Here is a 16,493-nt window from a genome sequence, read left to right on the forward strand (position 1 = left end):
TGACTCTATTCTCGATTCCAAGGTCAGAAGCCTCCAACAAACCCAGGGCGGTTCAAACGCCAGCATCGCGTTCACAGAGGTCGATATCACCACCAACGACCAAGCACTGGAATACATCAGCGAAGAACTCGGCTACTCCCAGGCCCCCGTCGTCGTCTACGAAAAAGACGGCTCAGAAGATCACTGGTCAGGACTGAACCCCGGAAAAGTCCAGCACGTCATCGAGCTACACAACACCCGAGTAAGAAACTCATCTACTCATTCCCTTAAATACTCACCAGCAACGACACACTAAAACCACTACAAAAGGTACGTTGATCCTCATGTCAGGCGAAACCATCATCACCGTCATTGGAAACCTCACCGCAGACCCCGAACTCCGATTCACCCCCAGCGGCTCAGCCGTCGCGAACTTCACCATCGCCTCAACACCTAGGACGTTCGACCGGCAGACCAACGAATGGAAAGACGGTGAAACCCTCTTCCTGCGCGGCTCCGTGTGGCGCGAATCAGCGGAAAACGTCGCTGAAACCCTCACCAAGGGAACCCGCGTGATCGCTCAGGGACGCTTGAATTCCCGCAGCTACGACACCAAAGAAGGCGAAAAGCGCACCGTGATGGAACTCGAAGTCGATGAGATCGGCCCATCACTTCGTTACGCCTCAGCTACCGTCAACCGGCGCCAACCAGGCAGCGGGGGAGGACAGGGAAACCAGGGCAACAACGCTCCCGCAGGGCAGCAGCAAGACCCCTGGGCAGCACCCGCCAAAAACCCCAACAGTGGGAACTCTGGTAACAGCGACGGATGGGGCAGGGGCCCCGAGCAGTCCGAACCACCGTTCTAGATCCACCCCGTCAGCGGGAACGCTACGCTGACCGGAGGCACAATAAATTTCCTTTCGCAGGGAACCCAGAAGAGACAACGGGGCCGGTAACTGTGTGGTGCAGGAACCGGCCCCACCTTCATGCAGACACTCAACGAGGAGCCCGCACCGTGAGAGATAAGCCCTACGCAGGCCCCAGCGATTCCAACGATTTTGATAACCTCGCCCCGGACGAAACCGCGAAGCTACTCAACCGATACCGACTACTAGGGGATTGTTTCGAGCAGTACGATGACGACGAAATGATGGGCCGGGGCTGGCTCGTCGACGGCTGGCGCGATCTCATCGACGCCAAGCAGGAAGCTCTAGCGCGTGCAGAGCGCGAGCTGACAGCAGCCGTGAAACTTGGCCGTCACGAAGGCGCGACGTGGCGCGACATATCCCAGCTTCTCGGCATCACTGCGAAGGAAGCACGCACCAGGTACGCGGCCCAGGATTAGACCCGGCTACTTTTCATCCGGCGCGGCAAGAGTGACCGAACCGACCCACACCCAGCCGCCCTGCTGGGGCCAAATAGGGTTGACATGATCACGCGTTGGGTTTGGTATTGCCCAGCACCTGCTTGATGAAGTAAATTGCGGTCCAGCCAATGGATTCGATGGCACTAGACCCGGAGCGGTGCAATGTTTTTAGCGGTCTTCAAGACCCATTGATGCTGTCTGCGACGAGGGTGCGGAACTCGTCTAGCGTTGTGGCTAGGACTTCTTCATCGTTGAGGAAGAAGGTGGGGGTGCCGGTAACGCCGAGTGCGGTTCCGTCGGCGACGTCGAGTTCGATTCTGTTTTTGGTTTCGGGATCGGTGATGGCCGCATCGTATGCGGCGAGGTCGAGTTCGAGGTCTTCGGCGAATCCGCGGAAGACGTCGGCTTTGGATTCGGATGCTTCGCCCCAGTCTGCCTGGGTTTCATACATGAGGTCGAGCATTTGTGTGAATTTTCCTTGTTGTGCGGCGGCTTCAACTGCCAGGGCAGCGTTCATGGAGTTCGTGTGGCCTGGCAGCGGGAAGTATCGTGCGGTGATCGTGAGATTCTCACCGAATTCTTGTTCCAGTTCGTCTACGAAGGGTTTAGCTGCGAGGCAGGCTTCGCATTCGAAGTCCAGGAACTCAACCAGTACGGCCTTTTCGTCGTCAGCCTGGGATATGTGGCGGCTGTTTTCTCGGGTCAGCTGTGGGCCGTCTCCGACGAGGGTTTGCTGGCGGTTGTTGTTGACGACATTGGCGATGACGACGGTCAGGATCATCGCCATGATGGCAGCAGCGATTATCGCCCAGATGATGATCCGTGCTTTTCGGGGACGGGTTTTCGTGGACGCGTCGGTCATGGTGGCTGATTCCTTAGTCGGTTGAGTGGCTCAAATGGGCGAAAAATGGTTTCCCTTTATGTTTGGCCTCAGCTGGTGTTCGTTGAGCTACAGCCTGGGTATAGCAGATGGTCTCGGGAGGGAAATCTGGGAGATTTGATCTCTTTATCAACGGTTAGAGCCAGCCGAATGGGTCTACCACGGCGTCATTGAGCAGAACCTCGAAGTGAAGGTGGCACCCGGTGGAGTTTCCGGTAGTGCCAGCGTTGCCGATCAATTCACCGCGGCCTACGGCTTGTCCTGTGAAGGCGCCAATCACGGAGAGATGGTTGTAGGTGCTCTTGAGTCCGTTGCCGTGGTCGATGACTATCCTGTTGCCGCCGCCGTACTGGCTCCAGCCCGCTTCTACGACAGTCCCATTTTGGGACGCTAATACCTTCTGGGTGGAGCAAGAGGCGGCAAGATCAAGCCCGGTATGTAGCTCACTCGCACCGGTGAGTGGGCTTAACCGGTAGCCGAATCCGGATGCGGTGGACATGGAGCTCAGCGGAGCACCCAGGAAAATAACTGGGTTGTCGACAGCAGCATTGGCAGCCTTCTCAGCGTCATCAACAACTGGATCGGAGGCCGGGGGGGCAGCCTCTTCCTGGACACTGCCGGAGGCATTGATGGATGGTTCCTTTATGCCTGGGGTTGGCCCAGCCAGACTGGACAGGGCCGTCTTGCCGAAGTTGAGTGTTGCCTTTGGGTCCGCCGTAATTCCTTCCGGGGCCTCTGGCTGGTTCTGGGCTACGAGGCTGGAATGGGTGTGGGCGTGAGCGGGGAGGGCTCCCGCGAGCAGACCAGCCGTCGTTAGAACCACGGTGGCTGGTTTAACCCAGGGTCGGCTTGGCCTGCCCGTAGGGGGCGTGGCGCGGCGTCTTCCACGCAGTTTAGGTGGGTGGGGCGAAGCGGCGTGACGTGGCCGGTCTGCGCGACGTCGACCAGCGGGTTTTTGCAACGCCACAGGATTTCCTTTCCAAACGCCGCCGAAGTTAGCTGTCGGATTCGGGTTAGGTAACGGCCCGGCCACCAAAGCGCTGATCGCGCGGTGGTGGCTTCACCCCAAGACGGTGCTCGGCACAGTCCGCAAAGTGGGTTCTCCATCCCCGCCGGATACAAAAGGAAGGCTGGTTCCCCGGCAGGGTTAGGCGTTGGAACCAGCGTCACCGCTTTCACAGCGACAAAAAAGAACTCTACACGGAACGCTGTATAGTAACAATTTCGTTATCTAATACCCCAGAGAGCAATCGAAGATAGGCGCTTTATCCAATGCGGGTTGAACTACTCCACAGCAAAGGCTCCGTTTTGGCCGCAACGCTCAGGGAAAGGACAGAACGGGTCCTGATCGAGGTTGCACCCTACGAGCACATCGATACGATTCCCACCAAAGCAACGGCGGAAATCTGGACTTCCACCACGCCTGTCTTGCGGGTCGAGGGTTTTGCGGTGTTGCCTTCGCAGAGTCGAGAATCTTCCGTCGCTGTTTCCGAACACTCGGAGAGGGTAAGCGCGGGGGAATCGATGATTCCTTCTGAGGAGGAAATTCGTGGGGCTCTGACATCGGCTGCTCTCGCTGCTGGGCCCGGGGCTATTAGGTTGCCGTTGCGGCACCGCCGTTTCGTGATGGTCGGAGTGTTGCTGATACTGGCCGGTGGTGTACTCGGGCTGCTCCTAACGTGGGGCTTGGCGGTTACTTTACTGGGGGTGGCCCTGTTGCCGGTGGGATTTGCCAGCAACGGACGACGCCTTGGTCAGCAGCCTTTGATGATCGCCGCGGGGGCCTGCGCTCTGGGGTGGTTCAGTTTCACTCTCTGGTACTGGGCGCCGTTACTTCTGGGATCGACCGAGCCCGCCGTTAGCCCACCGCAAACAGTTCTCTGGTTGGGCGCCGTGTTCTTCGCCGCGGCTTGGATAATGGCCCTCCGGGCGGCCTTGGTAAGGCGTACGCTCCGTCAGGACCTACGGAATTACCTGGCTTCGGCCGTCCAAGGATCTGAACCCAACATTTGGTAGCCCGGTGACCTACTCAGGGAGTGCGGGGGCCAGTCCTTTTTGGTTGCGATGCTTCTAATGGGTGAAGTCGTGTTCGTGGTCCCGGTGGGTTGGGGGTTCGAGTTGAAATGTAGAGTGCTCGATGCTGATCTCGAAGTGCGCGAGGACGCATTCCTGTAACAGATCCAACATCTCGTGACTGCGTCCGAGGGTGATGATCTCCTCCTCGACGACCACATGGGCGGTAAGCACAGGCAACCCGGTGGCGATCTGGGTGATGTGTAGATCGTGGACTTCTCTCACACCAGCAGTTCCGATGATGTGCGATCGGATGTCTTCGAGGTCAATATTGCGGGGTGTGCTCTCGAGGAGGACGTTGATGGTCTCACGCAACAGGATGAAGGTTCGCGGCAGGATCAGCACACCGATGAGCATCGCCACCAACGCATCGGCCTGAACCCACCCGGTGAACGTGATGATGATCGCGGCCACGATGACAGCAACCGACCCGAGGGCGTCGTTGAGGACCTCCAGGAAGGCTGCCCGGAGGTTGAAGTTCGCCGAACGCCGCGATGAGAGCACCAGTAGGGCGGCGATGTTGCCAGCCAGTCCGATGATCCCGAAAATGATCATTTCTTCCGAGGCCACCGGTGTCGGGGTAATCAGACGCTGGATTCCTTCGATGAGGACATAAAGGCCTACGGCCATCAAAATTGCCGCTTGAGCCAGGGCTGCAACGACCTCGGCGCGGCGGAAACCCCAACTCCGCTGCGCTGTTGCAGGCCGCAAAGCCAGCGAAGCCGCGGCGAGGGCCATCGCCAGGCCGCCAGCATCAGTGAGGACATGGGCGGAATCAAATAGAAGCGCCAGGCTGCCGGTCCACAAGGCGCCGAATACCTGAAAAGCGAAAACGGCTACGGTGATACCCAGTGCGATTGCAAGAGGACCCCGATGGGTGTCGGCAGCTAGCCCATGATCATGATTCTGCATACGACAAATAGTACATGCATTAATGAACTCAGCATGAACTGTATATTAGGGGGATGGAATCACTGACTACTGGATCCGTCCTGGCGAAGTTCGGGTATGCCCTCTCCGACCCCACCCGCGCCCGGGTGTTACTGGCGTTGCGGTCCGGCCCGAACTATCCCGCTGTCTTGGCGGAAGTACTCGGGGTCTCGAGGCAAAGCATGTCCAATCACCTGACATGCCTGCGCGGATGCGGGCTTGTCGTAGCGGTGCCCGAAGGGCGTAAATCGCGCTACGAGCTGGCCGATCCGCGCCTGGCTCATGCCCTGGGAGACCTACTCGATGTGGTATTGGCACCCAATACCGACCTGTGTTCCGGCTCGGACCGTGCAGATAGCGCCGCTGCCTCTACGACAGAACGGCCTTGACCGACCCGGGAGTGGAGGGCCCGGTCTGGGTACCCACCGCACCACCGTCTCTGGAGGCATTCCTCGCCCCGACCCTGCAGCCAATACCTCTGATCCCTGCCATCGCCGCACTACTGGCGTTGCTCTACCTCAGCGGTGCAATCAAACTGTGGTTGACCCACCGCCGATGGCCCATATGGCGGACAGTAACGTTCCTGGTAGCGTGCGTAATCATCATGGTCGTCATGGGCGCCGGCGTCGAAGGTTACGGCCTGCGCATGTTCTCGGTATTCATGTTCCAACAACTGACTCTCATGATGGCCGTACCTCCATTACTGATCCTGGGGCGCCCCGGAACGTTGCTGCTGCGCGCCACCCCACACAGCGGTCTGGGCAGGATCGTACTCAGAGTGGCTCACGCTGGGCTGAAAGCCCGATTGTCGAGAATCGTGCTGCACCCTGGATTCATGATTCCGGTGTTCTTAATGAGTTTCTACGGAATCTACTTCAGTGACCTCGCCAATACGCTTCTGCCGACCTGGTACGGCCACGTAGGGCTGGAACTGTTGTTTCTGATCTCGGGAATCATTTTCACTGTTCCCCTGATGTCAACCGACCCGCTACCGGCTAAGCAGTCCCACTTTGGGCGCCTCATCGACGTGTTCGCCGAAATGCCGTTGCACGCCTTCTTCGGGGTCATCGTCATGATGGCCACAGTCCCCATGGTGGACTTCTTCGCGAACCCTCCTCCCGCATGGAATGTTGACCCCCTGGCCGATCAGGTGCTGGCCGGTGGCCTGGCCTGGTCCTACGGAGAGCTTCCCTCGGTGCTGATGCTCATGTTCATCCTGGTGCGGTGGCAACGCGACGACGCCGTCACGTCAAAAGCAAAAGACCGCGAGGAACAAACCGACGGAACACCGGAACTCGACGCCTACAACGACTACCTTCACCAGCTACGCCAACGAGCAGAACGCTACTAAACCTCAACATGACAGGTACCCTCTCCTCAACATGACAGACACCCGTGCCGGGGAGGAGCTACCGAGAGGCTGCCTCCGCTATCGCCTGACGAAACTCAGCTAAGGTAGTAGCCCGGATTTCCTTCCCATCGAGGAGGAAAAACGAAGGAGGCGAGCTGATACCTAAGGCCGCACCATCGGTTTTGTCCGTTTCAACCCTCTGCGTCATGTCACGGTCATTAAGGGCAGCATCAAACCCAGGCATGTCCATACCGAGACTCTCGGCGATCGTCCGATACTTTAGCGCTGCCGATGCGCTGTTTTCTTCTGGCCCCGCACTGACCTTGGTATCCGCCCCGTCGGGGGCTTCCAGGGGGATCGCGTAAATCGCTTCAAGTAAGTCGTCGAATCTGTCCTGTTCACCGGCAGCTTCCAAAGCCAGAGCCGCAGCGAAGGACTGCTCCGAGACCGGAAAATGTCGAACGGCAAAAGTCACCTGCTGCCCAAAGTCCACTTTTAGCTGCTCAACAAAAAGATGCACCGCCCTGCAGGACTCGGACTCCGCATCCAGAAACTGCACCAGCACAGCCCTCTCGTCACTGGCTCGGGATGTCACCCGACTGCCCTCGCGCATCACCGGTGCTGCCTTCACAGGGCGAATCCGGGGGAAATCCACTGGGGCCGGGGCATCGGATTTCCCTCCAGGCCGGTCAGAGAAGTGCCCTCGATAACCGAGGAAGAACGCGGCCGAACCTAAAACGAGAACGAGGACAAGCGGAATAAGGGCGTATAGCCAAGGACTCATAAGAAAATGTTGCCTTTTCTGTGAGATGGTGAGCCAAGATCGGGGAGATCTCGCTCGAAGATTGCGAACTAACCGTCAGGTCCGTAGTGTGCCGGACGGAAGACGCCTGTCTACAGGGTCTATTTTTTCCCGACAGCTCTCAGGCTGCGGCGGGTGAAGAAAATGAGCCCTCCGATCACGGCCAGGCCGGCGAGCACCATTACCAGAATTACCCCTCCCATGCCGCTGATAGTCGAGTCAGTATTTGCAGTTGCTTCAGTGTCGGTACTGCCGGACTCCTGAGGTTCCGCGGACGGCGCTCCGCTCTCGGTGGTTTGTCCTGTTTCTCCGGCAGGCGCTCCCTCAGTGGCGGTAAAAGAATAGGTGCCTTCGATAGGGTGACTGTCGGAAGACACCACCCTCCACTGGACCGTGTAGGTACCTGCCGGTGCGCCGGGTCGCAGCAGCTGGGTGGCGACGGTGTTGGTGACGCTCACCGGTCCTTCGGCCCAGTCTGTCCCGTCGTCGTCGGAGACGATGACGGTAGCTCCGATACCAGAAGGGGGGTTACTGAAAGTGAGTTGAATTTCGCCCGGGAGGGTCGGGACGGTCTCTTCGCTGGCGGGGGCGCTGGCAGTCAGCCCGTCGTGCGCTGTTGCCGGCATAGTAGAAAGCAGCAGCGAAGCGATCACGAGAATGACAACGGAGAATGATCGGGCGTAGATTTCCCTGATCTGTGGAAGAAGCGGCACTGTCTTCGAGGGGGCTCCGACGGGGCTGGTGGTGGACGTGGGGTTAAGCACTGGTTTGCCTTTCGCGAGGGTGATCTGGTCCGCCCCATCCCACACAGGGTGGATGAGGGCGGACCAGATCAGAGTCATCACTTGTGAGGAGAGGCCGGGAGTTAGTTGGTGCGTGTCTTCCCGGAGCGGATGAAGGCAAGGACGCCAGCGATCAAACCGACGAGACCAGCGATGAGTGCAATCCAGGTGACCGGCGACGTGGACGAGGCTGTCGAGGCCTGTTCTGTCGCGGCTGGCTCAACTTCGCCGGTGCCCGCAGATGATTCTTCCGTGGCTTCTTCGGTTGTTTCAGTCGATGGTGCACCGTGGCCGGCCCCTTCGGCCGTGGTGACGAACGACGGTGCTCCGTCGTCGGGTTCCACCCCAATTTCCTCGGTCGGCTGGTCCCAGTTGGAAACACTGCCGTCAGAGTAGGACTGGATCGTGGGCAGGTTGATGATGGTTCCTTCTTCTGGCAGGGCCCGAGCGGAGAGAGAAAAGTTCTGGTACTCCTCTGCCGACAGTGAGTGCTCCTCATCATCAGCGGTCCAGATTACCGAAAGCGGTGCCTCGGTGATTTCCGCCCCCTCGATCATCACGGGTTCGGGGAGGTCGCCACGGACGATTTCAGCGGTCCAGCCTTCTACCGGCAATGCCCGCACCGAGGTAAAAGGGGTATCGGTAGGAAGCTGAACTTCGACTTTGTTGGTAAAAGCGGTCTCAGATTCACTCGGAACCCGGAACGTCAGCTGTGCGGACCCTCCTGCGCTGGTGGAATCGGGAGTCACCGAAACGTGCGCGGATGCAGCACCCAATCCGAGGGCCATCAAGGCCGTGGTGGCGGCGAGAATGGCGGTTGTCTTCACTGCAGCGGGTGGAACACGAGTCGGCAGGATCGAAGCGATGTCGATGTGGTTCATGAGGAATACCTTTCAACGGGCAGCTATGGCCAGGGAGGCGCAGCAGATGCAGCTGCTTGTTCAAGGGGGTGAAATTGGTGAAGGCGCGAGGACGCGTCTTCAGCCCATCCGACGGGTTAGAAACCAAGTGGGCATGGGACTATGCGTCCAGAGGTGCGTTGCAGGTCAACGGTTGGTGGCCCACGTCGTGAATGTGGGCTGGCGTTCCGCCAAGCATGCGTAATTAGCGGCGCGCGAGGTATTGCCCGCAGCGGCCGGACTGCTGAGGGCATCGTAGGTACCGGGTGGGGGAGCTGCGCTCTGGTCCACGCCTTGAGGTGCTCCAACGCTAGGTCCCCGCGAGCAATGACCGAAGCAGTCACGATGACCGCGACGACGTGGGCCATCATCATCGGTGAAAAGAACCCTGCCTGGACGAGCGGTAGTGACAAGCCAGCTGGTTCCGCCGCAGGGACGGAAGCGCAGTGCATTGCGAAGGACTCGACGTGATGAGAGTGCCCAGCCGTGATAGCGGGATCGCAGCTTCCTTTCCCAGGCAGAACCGCGAACGCGGCATGTAGGAAAACCTGGCCCCCGCCCAACAGCCCGAGAAGGACCCTAAAGGACATCGGCCGGTAACTAACCGCCGCCACTGGAACGAGCGTAAGCGTCGCTAGGGCAACGAGAATGGGCCACTGAGGCAGGACACCGCCACCCATGACGTGAGCTCCGGCGGCCAAGGAAAAAATCACCGCAGAGATAAGAACTGTCCGGGGAAAGAACAGGGCGCTTCGACCACCGCTCATCGTATGCGTCCTTCCTCTCACCCAGCCTGCACTTTGGTTTCCCTCCGGCCTAACAAATTAGTTCTACCGTAGTTCGCGTTGATTACTGCGTATCAAGTTCAGATGAAAACGGGCAAGAAACGGAAAAACACGGAAGCCGCGGTGACCAGCCAAAGGACGACAACAATAATCCAGGCCCAGTCGCGGAGGAAGCTGATCAGGTGGGCCGGCGCTTTGATCACACCGTGAACCATGTTACGGATCGTGAGCAAAATGAACAGGGGGATCATCGCTGCCCAGACGACCATGCAATAGAGACAAAGGATGCCGATGTCGAAAAGAGCCTGGCTCCAGAGCCACGTAACGAAGACGAATCCCAGGCTCACGCCTGCTTGCAGCCCGAGCCAATACCAGCGTCCCAGACGGGCACCGGAAAGGATGGCCAAGGCGGTGGTAATCACTACGGTGAAGGCAACGATGCCGATCAAAGGATTAGGGAACCCGAACAGCGAAGACTGCCAGGTTCCGAAGACCCGACCACAAGAGACCAACGGATTAACGTCACAGCTGGTCACATGGGCGGGATCCTCGTAAAGCGCGAGACGTTCCAGCACAAGAATTCCGGAGGCGATCCACCCGACGACGCCGGTAACTAACAACACCACACCGAAGGGGCGGGTACGGGCGAAGGAAGTCATGTCGGGTTCAACCGTTCTTTGGGTCATCAGATAGGTAGCAGGACAGAGTTAGCGAACCAGTCCTGCAGCTGGGAAACCCACATCCCCCACACTCCAGAGACCATGAGTAGGCCCAGAAGGATCAGGATGGACCCCCCAACCCGCTGCAGGTTATGGCGGTGATCCCTAAAAAACGCCAGCGCACCCATGCCGCGGCGCGCACCCAGCGCGATGAGGAGGAACGGCACGCCGAGCCCAAGGCAATAAAAAAAGGTCAGCAGCGCGCCCTTAGCAGCTCCGGAGCCATCACTGAAGGCCAATAACTGCACAGCGGACAGGGTCGGCCCGATACACGGTGCCCAACCAAGCCCGAACGTGACCCCTAAGAGGGGCGCCCCCCAGAGCCCGGTCGGCACCCTGGCATGAATCTTCGCGTCGCGTTGAAACCAGGACAATCCGCCAAGGAAGATCACACCCATCACAACGACAACCAAGCCAAGAACCTGGGTGATCCAGGCCTGTTCGGAGCTTTGCAGCCACGCCCCAAGTTGCCCAAAGACCGCACCAATAGCCATGAAGACCACGGAGAACCCCAGCACAAAAAGACCGATTCCCGCGAACATGCGCCCACGTTTCTGCTGTTCCAGGTCAACCCCAGTCAGCCCCGTCACGTAACCGAGGTATCCCGGGACCAAAGGTAAAACGCAGGGCGAGGCGAAGGACACCAGGCCCGCGAGGACGGCCACAGGCACCGCGAGCAGCAGAGAACCGGCGAGGACGGTTTCAGCGAACGGGTTGTTTACCGCCGCCGACAACCCGGCAGGGACCACACCCGAAAAAATTAGGCTCACTCTTCGGCCACCGCGTCACGGATCAACGCCTCGAGTGTGCTTTTCTCTGCCAGGCCGATGATGCGTCCAGCCACCCGTCCCTGCTTGTCCAGCACCAGGGTGCTGGGCACCGCCTGCGGCGGGACGTATTCGGTCATGGACAGCAGCATCCCGCCGTCTTTGTCATCGAAGCTGGGATAGGTGATGCCGAAAGTTCGTTCGAAAGCTTCGGCAGTGGGCTTCTCGTCACGGATGTTCACGCCGAAGAATTGCACTCCTGCGTCCCGGTATTCCTCATGAAGGGCTTGGAGATCGGGGGCTTCTACCCGGCAGGGCGCACACGCGGCGTACCAGACGTTCAAAACGGTGACCTTTCCCTTCCAGTCCACCGCGTCAACGGTAGTGCCGTCATAGAGCGTGGCAACCAACTCCATCGGTTTCCCACGGGACTCGGGAGCGTATTCCGTGACCGAGCCATCGCCGGCGATGTAGTTCTTGTTATCTCCGGCGTCAGCCTGATCCGTGAGAGGATCACTCGCAGCGCAGCCGGAAAGGGCAACTGACACGACGAGAAGAACCGCCGCCACGGTACGGGGGCCCAGGGGTGCCCGTCGGCGGGCGTTTGCGTGTATCACGGTGGTCTACCTTTCGCGGTCATGATGACCCAACTATTCTACAAGCCGTAGAAACACTGGGGTACGCCGGTGAAGTCGTAGTGTGAACAGTCTCAGCAGCAGAAGTAACCGGTACGCCGGGCAGTCACTGTCACTGTCACCGTCACTGTCACCGTCACTGTCACGGTCTTTGTCTTGATCAGGGTTTCGGTTTTTTGGGGCTTTTTATCAGCACCGATATGGCCACAGTTGCTGCACCGAGGGTGATGAAAACGTCTGCGAGGTTGAACGTGGGGAACCAACCGGTGTGGAGATAATCGACGACTCCGGCCCCATCAGCCCTATCGACAAGGTTCCCTAGAGCACCACCGAGAACAACCATCAGACCGATTAGGTAGAGGCGGGGACGGTGAGCGGACGCCTCATGCAACAAATATCCGGCCAGGAACGCGGTAATGATGCCGGTAATGACCACGATCACCCAGGGTGGGAAGGCATCTCCCATTCCGAAGGCAACCCCGGTGTTATAGCCCAACCGGATATTGATGATTCCGAAGTCAATGATCTGCCCGTCGGCAAGCCGGTTTTCCACCAGAGCCTTTATCAAAAGGTCTGCCGCGGCGAGGACGGCAGCGACCCCTAGCCAGAGAAAACGTTGGGAATGTCCCCTGGTTGGCCGGGTCTGTGGTGATCCAAGGTTGGGCCCGGACTCGGGTGCTGGTTCAGGGTTCATGCGTTGACGCTCGCGGTAATGGGGGACGGTACGCCCTGACGGGCTGTGAGTGATTTTCGGATCTTCCCTGCGCGGACACCGTTGCCGATGACCAGCACTTCAGCTAGTTCGTGAATGAGCACGACGGCGGCGAGCCCGAGCACACCAAACAGGGCCAGTGGGATTAACACAATGATCAGAAGGAGCGACATTCCGACGTTCTGAAGCATGATGCGCCGTGTCCGGCGGGCGTGATCGAGGACTTTGGGCAGGTGGTTGAGATCTTCACCCATGAGGGCGATGTCTGCTGTCTCGATGGCCACATCCGTTCCCATGGCGCCCATCGCGATCCCAATGTCGGCCGTGGCCAGGGCTGGGGCGTCGTTGACGCCGTCCCCGACCATGGCCACCGGCTGATGTTCTTGGAGGTCACGGATAATCCGGGCCTTGTCCTCCGGGCGCAAATCGGCGTGGACCACGGTGATGCCTGCTTCGGTAGCCAACGCGTTCGCGGTGACCGGGTTATCCCCGGTCAGCATCGCCACCCGGTATCCGCCGTTGGTGAGCCGTGTGATGACTTCCCGGGCCTCGGGGCGCAGTTCATCGCGGACCGCCACGGCCCCAATAACGGCCCCATTCTCTTCGATGAGCACCGCGGTCGCACCGGATTGCTGCATCCGTTCGACCTTGAAGCGCAGCGTCCCGGGGTTGATCCACCCTGGCCGGCCAAGGCGGACAGGCAACCCGTTCAGCGTGCCTTCCACCCCAGCCCCTGGCACAGAACTGACATCGGTTGCTTCCAAGGGTGTGCCAGCGGCGGTGAGGATGGCCCGGGCGAGGGGGTGTTCACTGCGAGCCTCCAAGGCAGCAGCCACAGCAAGAACATGACCCTCCCCTCCGGGTGTGATGGCGGCGATCTCGACAACCACGGGGTCGTTCCGGGTCAAGGTGCCGGTCTTATCCAACGCGATGGTCCGGATTTTGCCCAGCGTTTCCACCGCGGCTCCACCCTTGATGAGCACCCCGATCCTACTGGCGGCCCCTACAGAGGCGACGACAGTGACCGGCACCGAAATTGCCAGGGCACACGGAGACGCAGCAACCAAAACGACAAGAGCCCGTTCAATCCACAACAGAGGCTCCCCAACAATGAATCCGAAGACGACGATCAGGACCGCGGCGATCAAAATCCCTGGTACCAGCTTCCCGGCTATAGCGTCAGCCAAGCGCTGCCCGGTGCCCTTACGGGATTGTTCAGCCTCGACAATGTGCACAATCCGGGCTAAAGAATTGTTCTCCGCCGTGCTGATGACGTCGACTTCCAGAGGCCCTGAGCCATTAATCGACCCGGCGAATACCTCATCGCCCGGTCCTGCTTCGACGGGTACCGATTCACCGGTCAGCGCGGACGTATCCAGGGTGGTGCGCCCGGCACGGATAATCCCATCGGTAGCGACCCGTTCACCTGGGCGCACCACCATTCGGTCCCCTGGCACCAGCTCCGCCGGGGCTACGGTAGCCTCGACACCGTTGCGTAAAATCCGTGCCTCATCAGGGGCAAGATCCAACAGCGCTCGAAGCCCGCGCCGGGTCTTGGCCAAAGAGTACTCCTCCAACCCCTCAGCAATCGCATACAGGAACGCCAAAGCGGCAGCTTCGCTCAGCTGCCCTAACAGCAAAGCGCCCACAGCCGCGATCGTCATCAGCGTCCCCACACCGATCCTGCCCTTGGCCAGTCGGCGAAGAGTAGACGGAATGAAGGTCCAACCGGCCAGCAGCAAAGCTGCCGTCTCCAAGGTAGTTGAAATCCATTCCTGGGCCCCGCTCATCCCGACAACCCAGCCGGCTAGCAGCAGGACTCCGGCTGCTAGCGCCAAACGGATCTCGGTGACTTGCCAGAATGTCTCCGGCTCTCGCTCGTCCACCCCTTCGCTAGTCTTTTGGGGTGTGTCGTCCGGGCCGCAGCATGCATCACTCATCGCACGTCCTCCAGCGCCCTCACGTGGTGGGTTGATTCATTTCCGTTTCCGTAAACCGGGCACAGACTTACCGCATTACCCGTTGCGGCCAACAGGATCTCGGCCTGGGACAGTAGATCCATCAGTTCAGGCTGGGCCAGCGAGTAATAGACGCTTCTGCCTTCGACGCGTCCCGCGACTAAACCACAGTCCCGCAAACACGCCACATGCGCCGAAACAGTGGACTGGGCCATGCCAAGCTCGCCGGTGAGGTCGCTGACTCGAACTTCACCGGCAGCCATGGACTTCACAATGGCAAGCCGCGTCGGATCACTTAGCGAGTGAAACAACGCTACTGCAGGATCCAGCCGCCCACCTTTAGTAGTTCTACAACCATTATTCATCGTCATATGACGATGATAGCCCCAGATGGGGATTTATCTCCACAGATGGAATCAGCTTCGTTACTGTTTTCATGTAGCTTCTGTGTAGTTTTCGGTGTAGTTGAGAGGTAGCCTTTCATCATCACTTATTTTAGGGAGCTGCCATGTCCATCGATACGACCGTAGGTACCGCCGCTGTCCGTACCAATGAACTAGGTATACGAGAGATCGTTCGCCGACTCAACAACGGCATAGGGCCAACCTTGGTCGCAGGGCTGACTGGCAGCAGAGATCGTCGTATTTCGCATAAGTGGGCAAAAGACGATGGGCCCGAGCCGAACCAAGCTGCCGTTCGCCGGCTCATGTCAGCAATCCGGCTCTGGACCGAGCTTTCTGACGCACACGGGGAGCACATAACCCGACTTTGGTTCATCGGTTCGAACCCTTGGTTGGATGAGGATTCACCCGTTGAGGCGATTATGGAAGATCGCTTTAAGGAGGTTCGCGTAGCAGCTAATGCCATGCTTACCGGGAGTTTTTCGGGTTGAGTCCTCGTATCTGCGGGACCACGGGTCTGGCGTTGGTCCCTGGCCCGGTCTCTGGATACCGAATCGCCACCGCCACCTATGGTGCGCTCAATCCTGAACTGCGACATGACGGGGAGTCTCGTGATGATTGGAGTCGCTGGGACACACCTGGTCGCACCTTATACATTGCGGACACTCCCGAAACCGCGTTTCGAGAGTGTTTGGCGTGGGCACGTATGAGGCCCAGCCATAAGAAAAGACTGGAAAAGCTGGCTGCGCTCTGGGCCATCACTCCGGAGGAAGTGATGGAAGAGATTCAGGCCGACTTCGATCGACTAGGTCACATGCAGCCGGGGCACCTGGCTTTTTCTTGGCGGAACGAGCGGCTCAAACATGTGATCGATATTCCCGAGGAGACGGGGATGTGGGTAGATATGGAAGATCAGGCCACTTTGGATGCACTGTCATTAGGGCCGGCTGTCGATGTCCAGGTCTTTACTGGACTCGAGGAAGTCGACAGGGCTGCTGCATTCTCGAACGATCGAAATGTAACGACGCGCCTTGCCGAGTGGTTACGCGGCCTTACCTTGGATGACGGCAGCGAACTGGCGGGAGTTAGATTCAAGTCCAGAGTAGGCAATGGAACCTGCTGGGCATACTGGATGCGACGAACTGACCTGGGTTTGACGGAGCTTGCGGAAGCGACAGTAGGAGAGGAAATTTCACTTACCGACCCTGCAATGGCCGCCGTGACAAAAGCATGGGAAATCCGCGCGTGGTGAGATCAGACAAGGGCTCAGGATCCGCTTCGGAAGGCCCGCAGAATCTTAGCCCTCTAACGAATGGTGGTACTGGAGAAAATACCTTCTGCCGTGACAAAGGAATTGTGTGGTGTGCACTCATACGCAACAGATCGGGAATCTATGAGGATGCTCGACGTTCCGCGGACGACAGAACAGGGTGCTAACAGCGTTTGGCGGGAGT

20 protein-coding genes and 1 riboswitch are annotated in these 16,493 nt (G+C 59.0%); of the genes, 8 read left to right on the forward strand and 12 right to left on the reverse strand.

What is annotated here, in order from left to right; all coding sequences use genetic code 11:
* Positions 1–7 precede the first annotated feature (7 nt).
* From HMI57_RS17125 to HMI57_RS17135, 3 genes are all read left to right on the forward strand, one after another.
* Positions 8–295 carry a glutaredoxin family protein gene (locus tag HMI57_RS17125; protein ID WP_346655258.1) on the forward strand — a complete coding sequence of 96 codons (288 nt, stop codon included), beginning with the start codon at positions 8–10 and terminating at the stop codon, positions 293–295.
* A 28-nt stretch (positions 296–323) separates the two neighbouring features.
* Positions 324–845, forward strand: a complete 522-nt coding sequence (locus HMI57_RS17130; protein WP_171587213.1) for a single-stranded DNA-binding protein — start codon at positions 324–326, stop codon at positions 843–845.
* Between the two features lie 149 nt (positions 846–994).
* Positions 995–1,324: a hypothetical protein gene (locus tag HMI57_RS17135; RefSeq protein ID WP_171587214.1), complete on the forward strand. Its 330-nt coding sequence runs from the start codon at positions 995–997 to the stop codon at positions 1,322–1,324.
* A gap of 199 nt (positions 1,325–1,523) precedes the next feature.
* On the opposite strand, the gene HMI57_RS17140 is transcribed toward HMI57_RS17135, so the two are convergent.
* From HMI57_RS17140 to HMI57_RS17150, 3 genes are all read right to left on the reverse strand, one after another.
* On the reverse strand, positions 1,524–2,207 hold the full coding sequence (locus HMI57_RS17140; RefSeq protein ID WP_171587215.1) for a thioredoxin domain-containing protein: 684 nt from the start codon (positions 2,205–2,207) through the stop codon (positions 1,524–1,526).
* 154 nt (positions 2,208–2,361) lie between these two features.
* Positions 2,362–3,048 (reverse strand): M23 family metallopeptidase, encoded by a 687-nt coding sequence (locus HMI57_RS19225; protein WP_346655253.1) that lies wholly within the window; start codon positions 3,046–3,048, stop codon positions 2,362–2,364.
* A 147-nt stretch (positions 3,049–3,195) separates the two neighbouring features.
* A riboswitch (cyclic di-AMP (ydaO/yuaA leader) is annotated at positions 3,196–3,389 on the reverse strand.
* A gap of 906 nt (positions 3,390–4,295) precedes the next feature.
* Positions 4,296–5,210, reverse strand: coding sequence for a cation diffusion facilitator family transporter (locus HMI57_RS17150; protein ID WP_171587216.1), 915 nt, complete (start codon positions 5,208–5,210; stop codon positions 4,296–4,298).
* A gap of 53 nt (positions 5,211–5,263) precedes the next feature.
* On the opposite strand from HMI57_RS17150, the gene HMI57_RS17155 reads away from it, so the two are divergent.
* Positions 5,264–5,617 (forward strand): metalloregulator ArsR/SmtB family transcription factor, encoded by a 354-nt coding sequence (locus tag HMI57_RS17155; protein WP_171587217.1) that lies wholly within the window; start codon positions 5,264–5,266, stop codon positions 5,615–5,617.
* Positions 5,614–6,579, forward strand: coding sequence for a cytochrome c oxidase assembly protein (locus tag HMI57_RS17160; RefSeq protein WP_171587218.1), 966 nt, complete (start codon positions 5,614–5,616; stop codon positions 6,577–6,579). Before HMI57_RS17155 ends, HMI57_RS17160 begins: the two co-directional genes overlap by 4 nt.
* A 58-nt stretch (positions 6,580–6,637) precedes the next feature.
* Here the strand turns inward: HMI57_RS17160 and HMI57_RS17165 are convergent, their stop codons facing one another.
* The 3 genes from HMI57_RS17165 to HMI57_RS17175 all read right to left on the reverse strand — a co-directional run bounded on the left by HMI57_RS17165 (position 6,638) and on the right by HMI57_RS17175 (position 9,044).
* Positions 6,638–7,138 (reverse strand): thioredoxin domain-containing protein, encoded by a 501-nt coding sequence (locus HMI57_RS17165; protein ID WP_171587219.1) that lies wholly within the window; start codon positions 7,136–7,138, stop codon positions 6,638–6,640.
* A 344-nt stretch (positions 7,139–7,482) separates the two neighbouring features.
* A complete protein-coding gene (locus tag HMI57_RS17170) occupies positions 7,483–8,223 on the reverse strand; it encodes a copper resistance CopC family protein (protein ID WP_171587220.1) in 741 nt (246 codons plus the stop codon).
* Positions 8,224–8,246: 23 nt separating this feature from the next.
* Positions 8,247–9,044, reverse strand: a complete 798-nt coding sequence (locus tag HMI57_RS17175) for a YcnI family protein (RefSeq protein WP_171587221.1) — start codon at positions 9,042–9,044, stop codon at positions 8,247–8,249.
* 345 nt (positions 9,045–9,389) lie between these two features.
* Between HMI57_RS17175 and HMI57_RS17180 the strand changes: the two genes are divergently transcribed.
* Positions 9,390–9,533: a hypothetical protein gene (locus tag HMI57_RS17180; RefSeq protein ID WP_171587222.1), complete on the forward strand. Its 144-nt coding sequence runs from the start codon at positions 9,390–9,392 to the stop codon at positions 9,531–9,533.
* 394 nt (positions 9,534–9,927) lie between these two features.
* Here the strand turns inward: HMI57_RS17180 and HMI57_RS17185 are convergent, their stop codons facing one another.
* The 6 genes from HMI57_RS17185 to HMI57_RS17210 all read right to left on the reverse strand — a co-directional run bounded on the left by HMI57_RS17185 (position 9,928) and on the right by HMI57_RS17210 (position 15,009).
* Entirely contained in the window at positions 9,928–10,506 is a 579-nt protein-coding gene (locus tag HMI57_RS17185) for a vitamin K epoxide reductase family protein (protein WP_171587223.1), read from the reverse strand.
* Between the two features lie 26 nt (positions 10,507–10,532).
* On the reverse strand, positions 10,533–11,327 hold the full coding sequence (locus HMI57_RS17190) for a cytochrome c biogenesis protein CcdA (protein ID WP_346655259.1): 795 nt from the start codon (positions 11,325–11,327) through the stop codon (positions 10,533–10,535).
* 5 nt (positions 11,328–11,332) lie between these two features.
* Positions 11,333–11,917, reverse strand: coding sequence for a TlpA disulfide reductase family protein (locus HMI57_RS17195; RefSeq protein WP_216607671.1), 585 nt, complete (start codon positions 11,915–11,917; stop codon positions 11,333–11,335).
* A gap of 211 nt (positions 11,918–12,128) precedes the next feature.
* Positions 12,129–12,662, reverse strand: a complete 534-nt coding sequence (lspA, locus tag HMI57_RS17200) for a signal peptidase II (RefSeq protein ID WP_171587224.1) — start codon at positions 12,660–12,662, stop codon at positions 12,129–12,131.
* A complete protein-coding gene (locus HMI57_RS17205) occupies positions 12,659–14,620 on the reverse strand; it encodes a heavy metal translocating P-type ATPase (RefSeq protein WP_171587225.1) in 1,962 nt (653 codons plus the stop codon). Before HMI57_RS17205 ends, lspA begins: the two co-directional genes overlap by 4 nt.
* A complete protein-coding gene (locus HMI57_RS17210; protein ID WP_171587226.1) occupies positions 14,617–15,009 on the reverse strand; it encodes a metalloregulator ArsR/SmtB family transcription factor in 393 nt (130 codons plus the stop codon). Before HMI57_RS17210 ends, HMI57_RS17205 begins: the two co-directional genes overlap by 4 nt.
* A gap of 137 nt (positions 15,010–15,146) precedes the next feature.
* Here HMI57_RS17210 and HMI57_RS17215 point away from each other — a divergent pair, with 137 nt between their 5' ends.
* On the forward strand, positions 15,147–15,530 hold the full coding sequence (locus HMI57_RS17215) for a hypothetical protein (RefSeq protein WP_171587227.1): 384 nt from the start codon (positions 15,147–15,149) through the stop codon (positions 15,528–15,530).
* 32 nt (positions 15,531–15,562) lie between these two features.
* Complete coding sequence (locus HMI57_RS17220; protein ID WP_228721186.1) at positions 15,563–16,291, forward strand: RES domain-containing protein; 729 nt, start codon at positions 15,563–15,565, stop codon at positions 16,289–16,291.
* Positions 16,292–16,493: the final 202 nt, after the last annotated feature.

Origin of the sequence: Arthrobacter sp. 260 (genome assembly GCF_013116745.1) — a bacterium.
GTDB lineage: Bacteria > Actinomycetota > Actinomycetes > Actinomycetales > Micrococcaceae > Arthrobacter_D.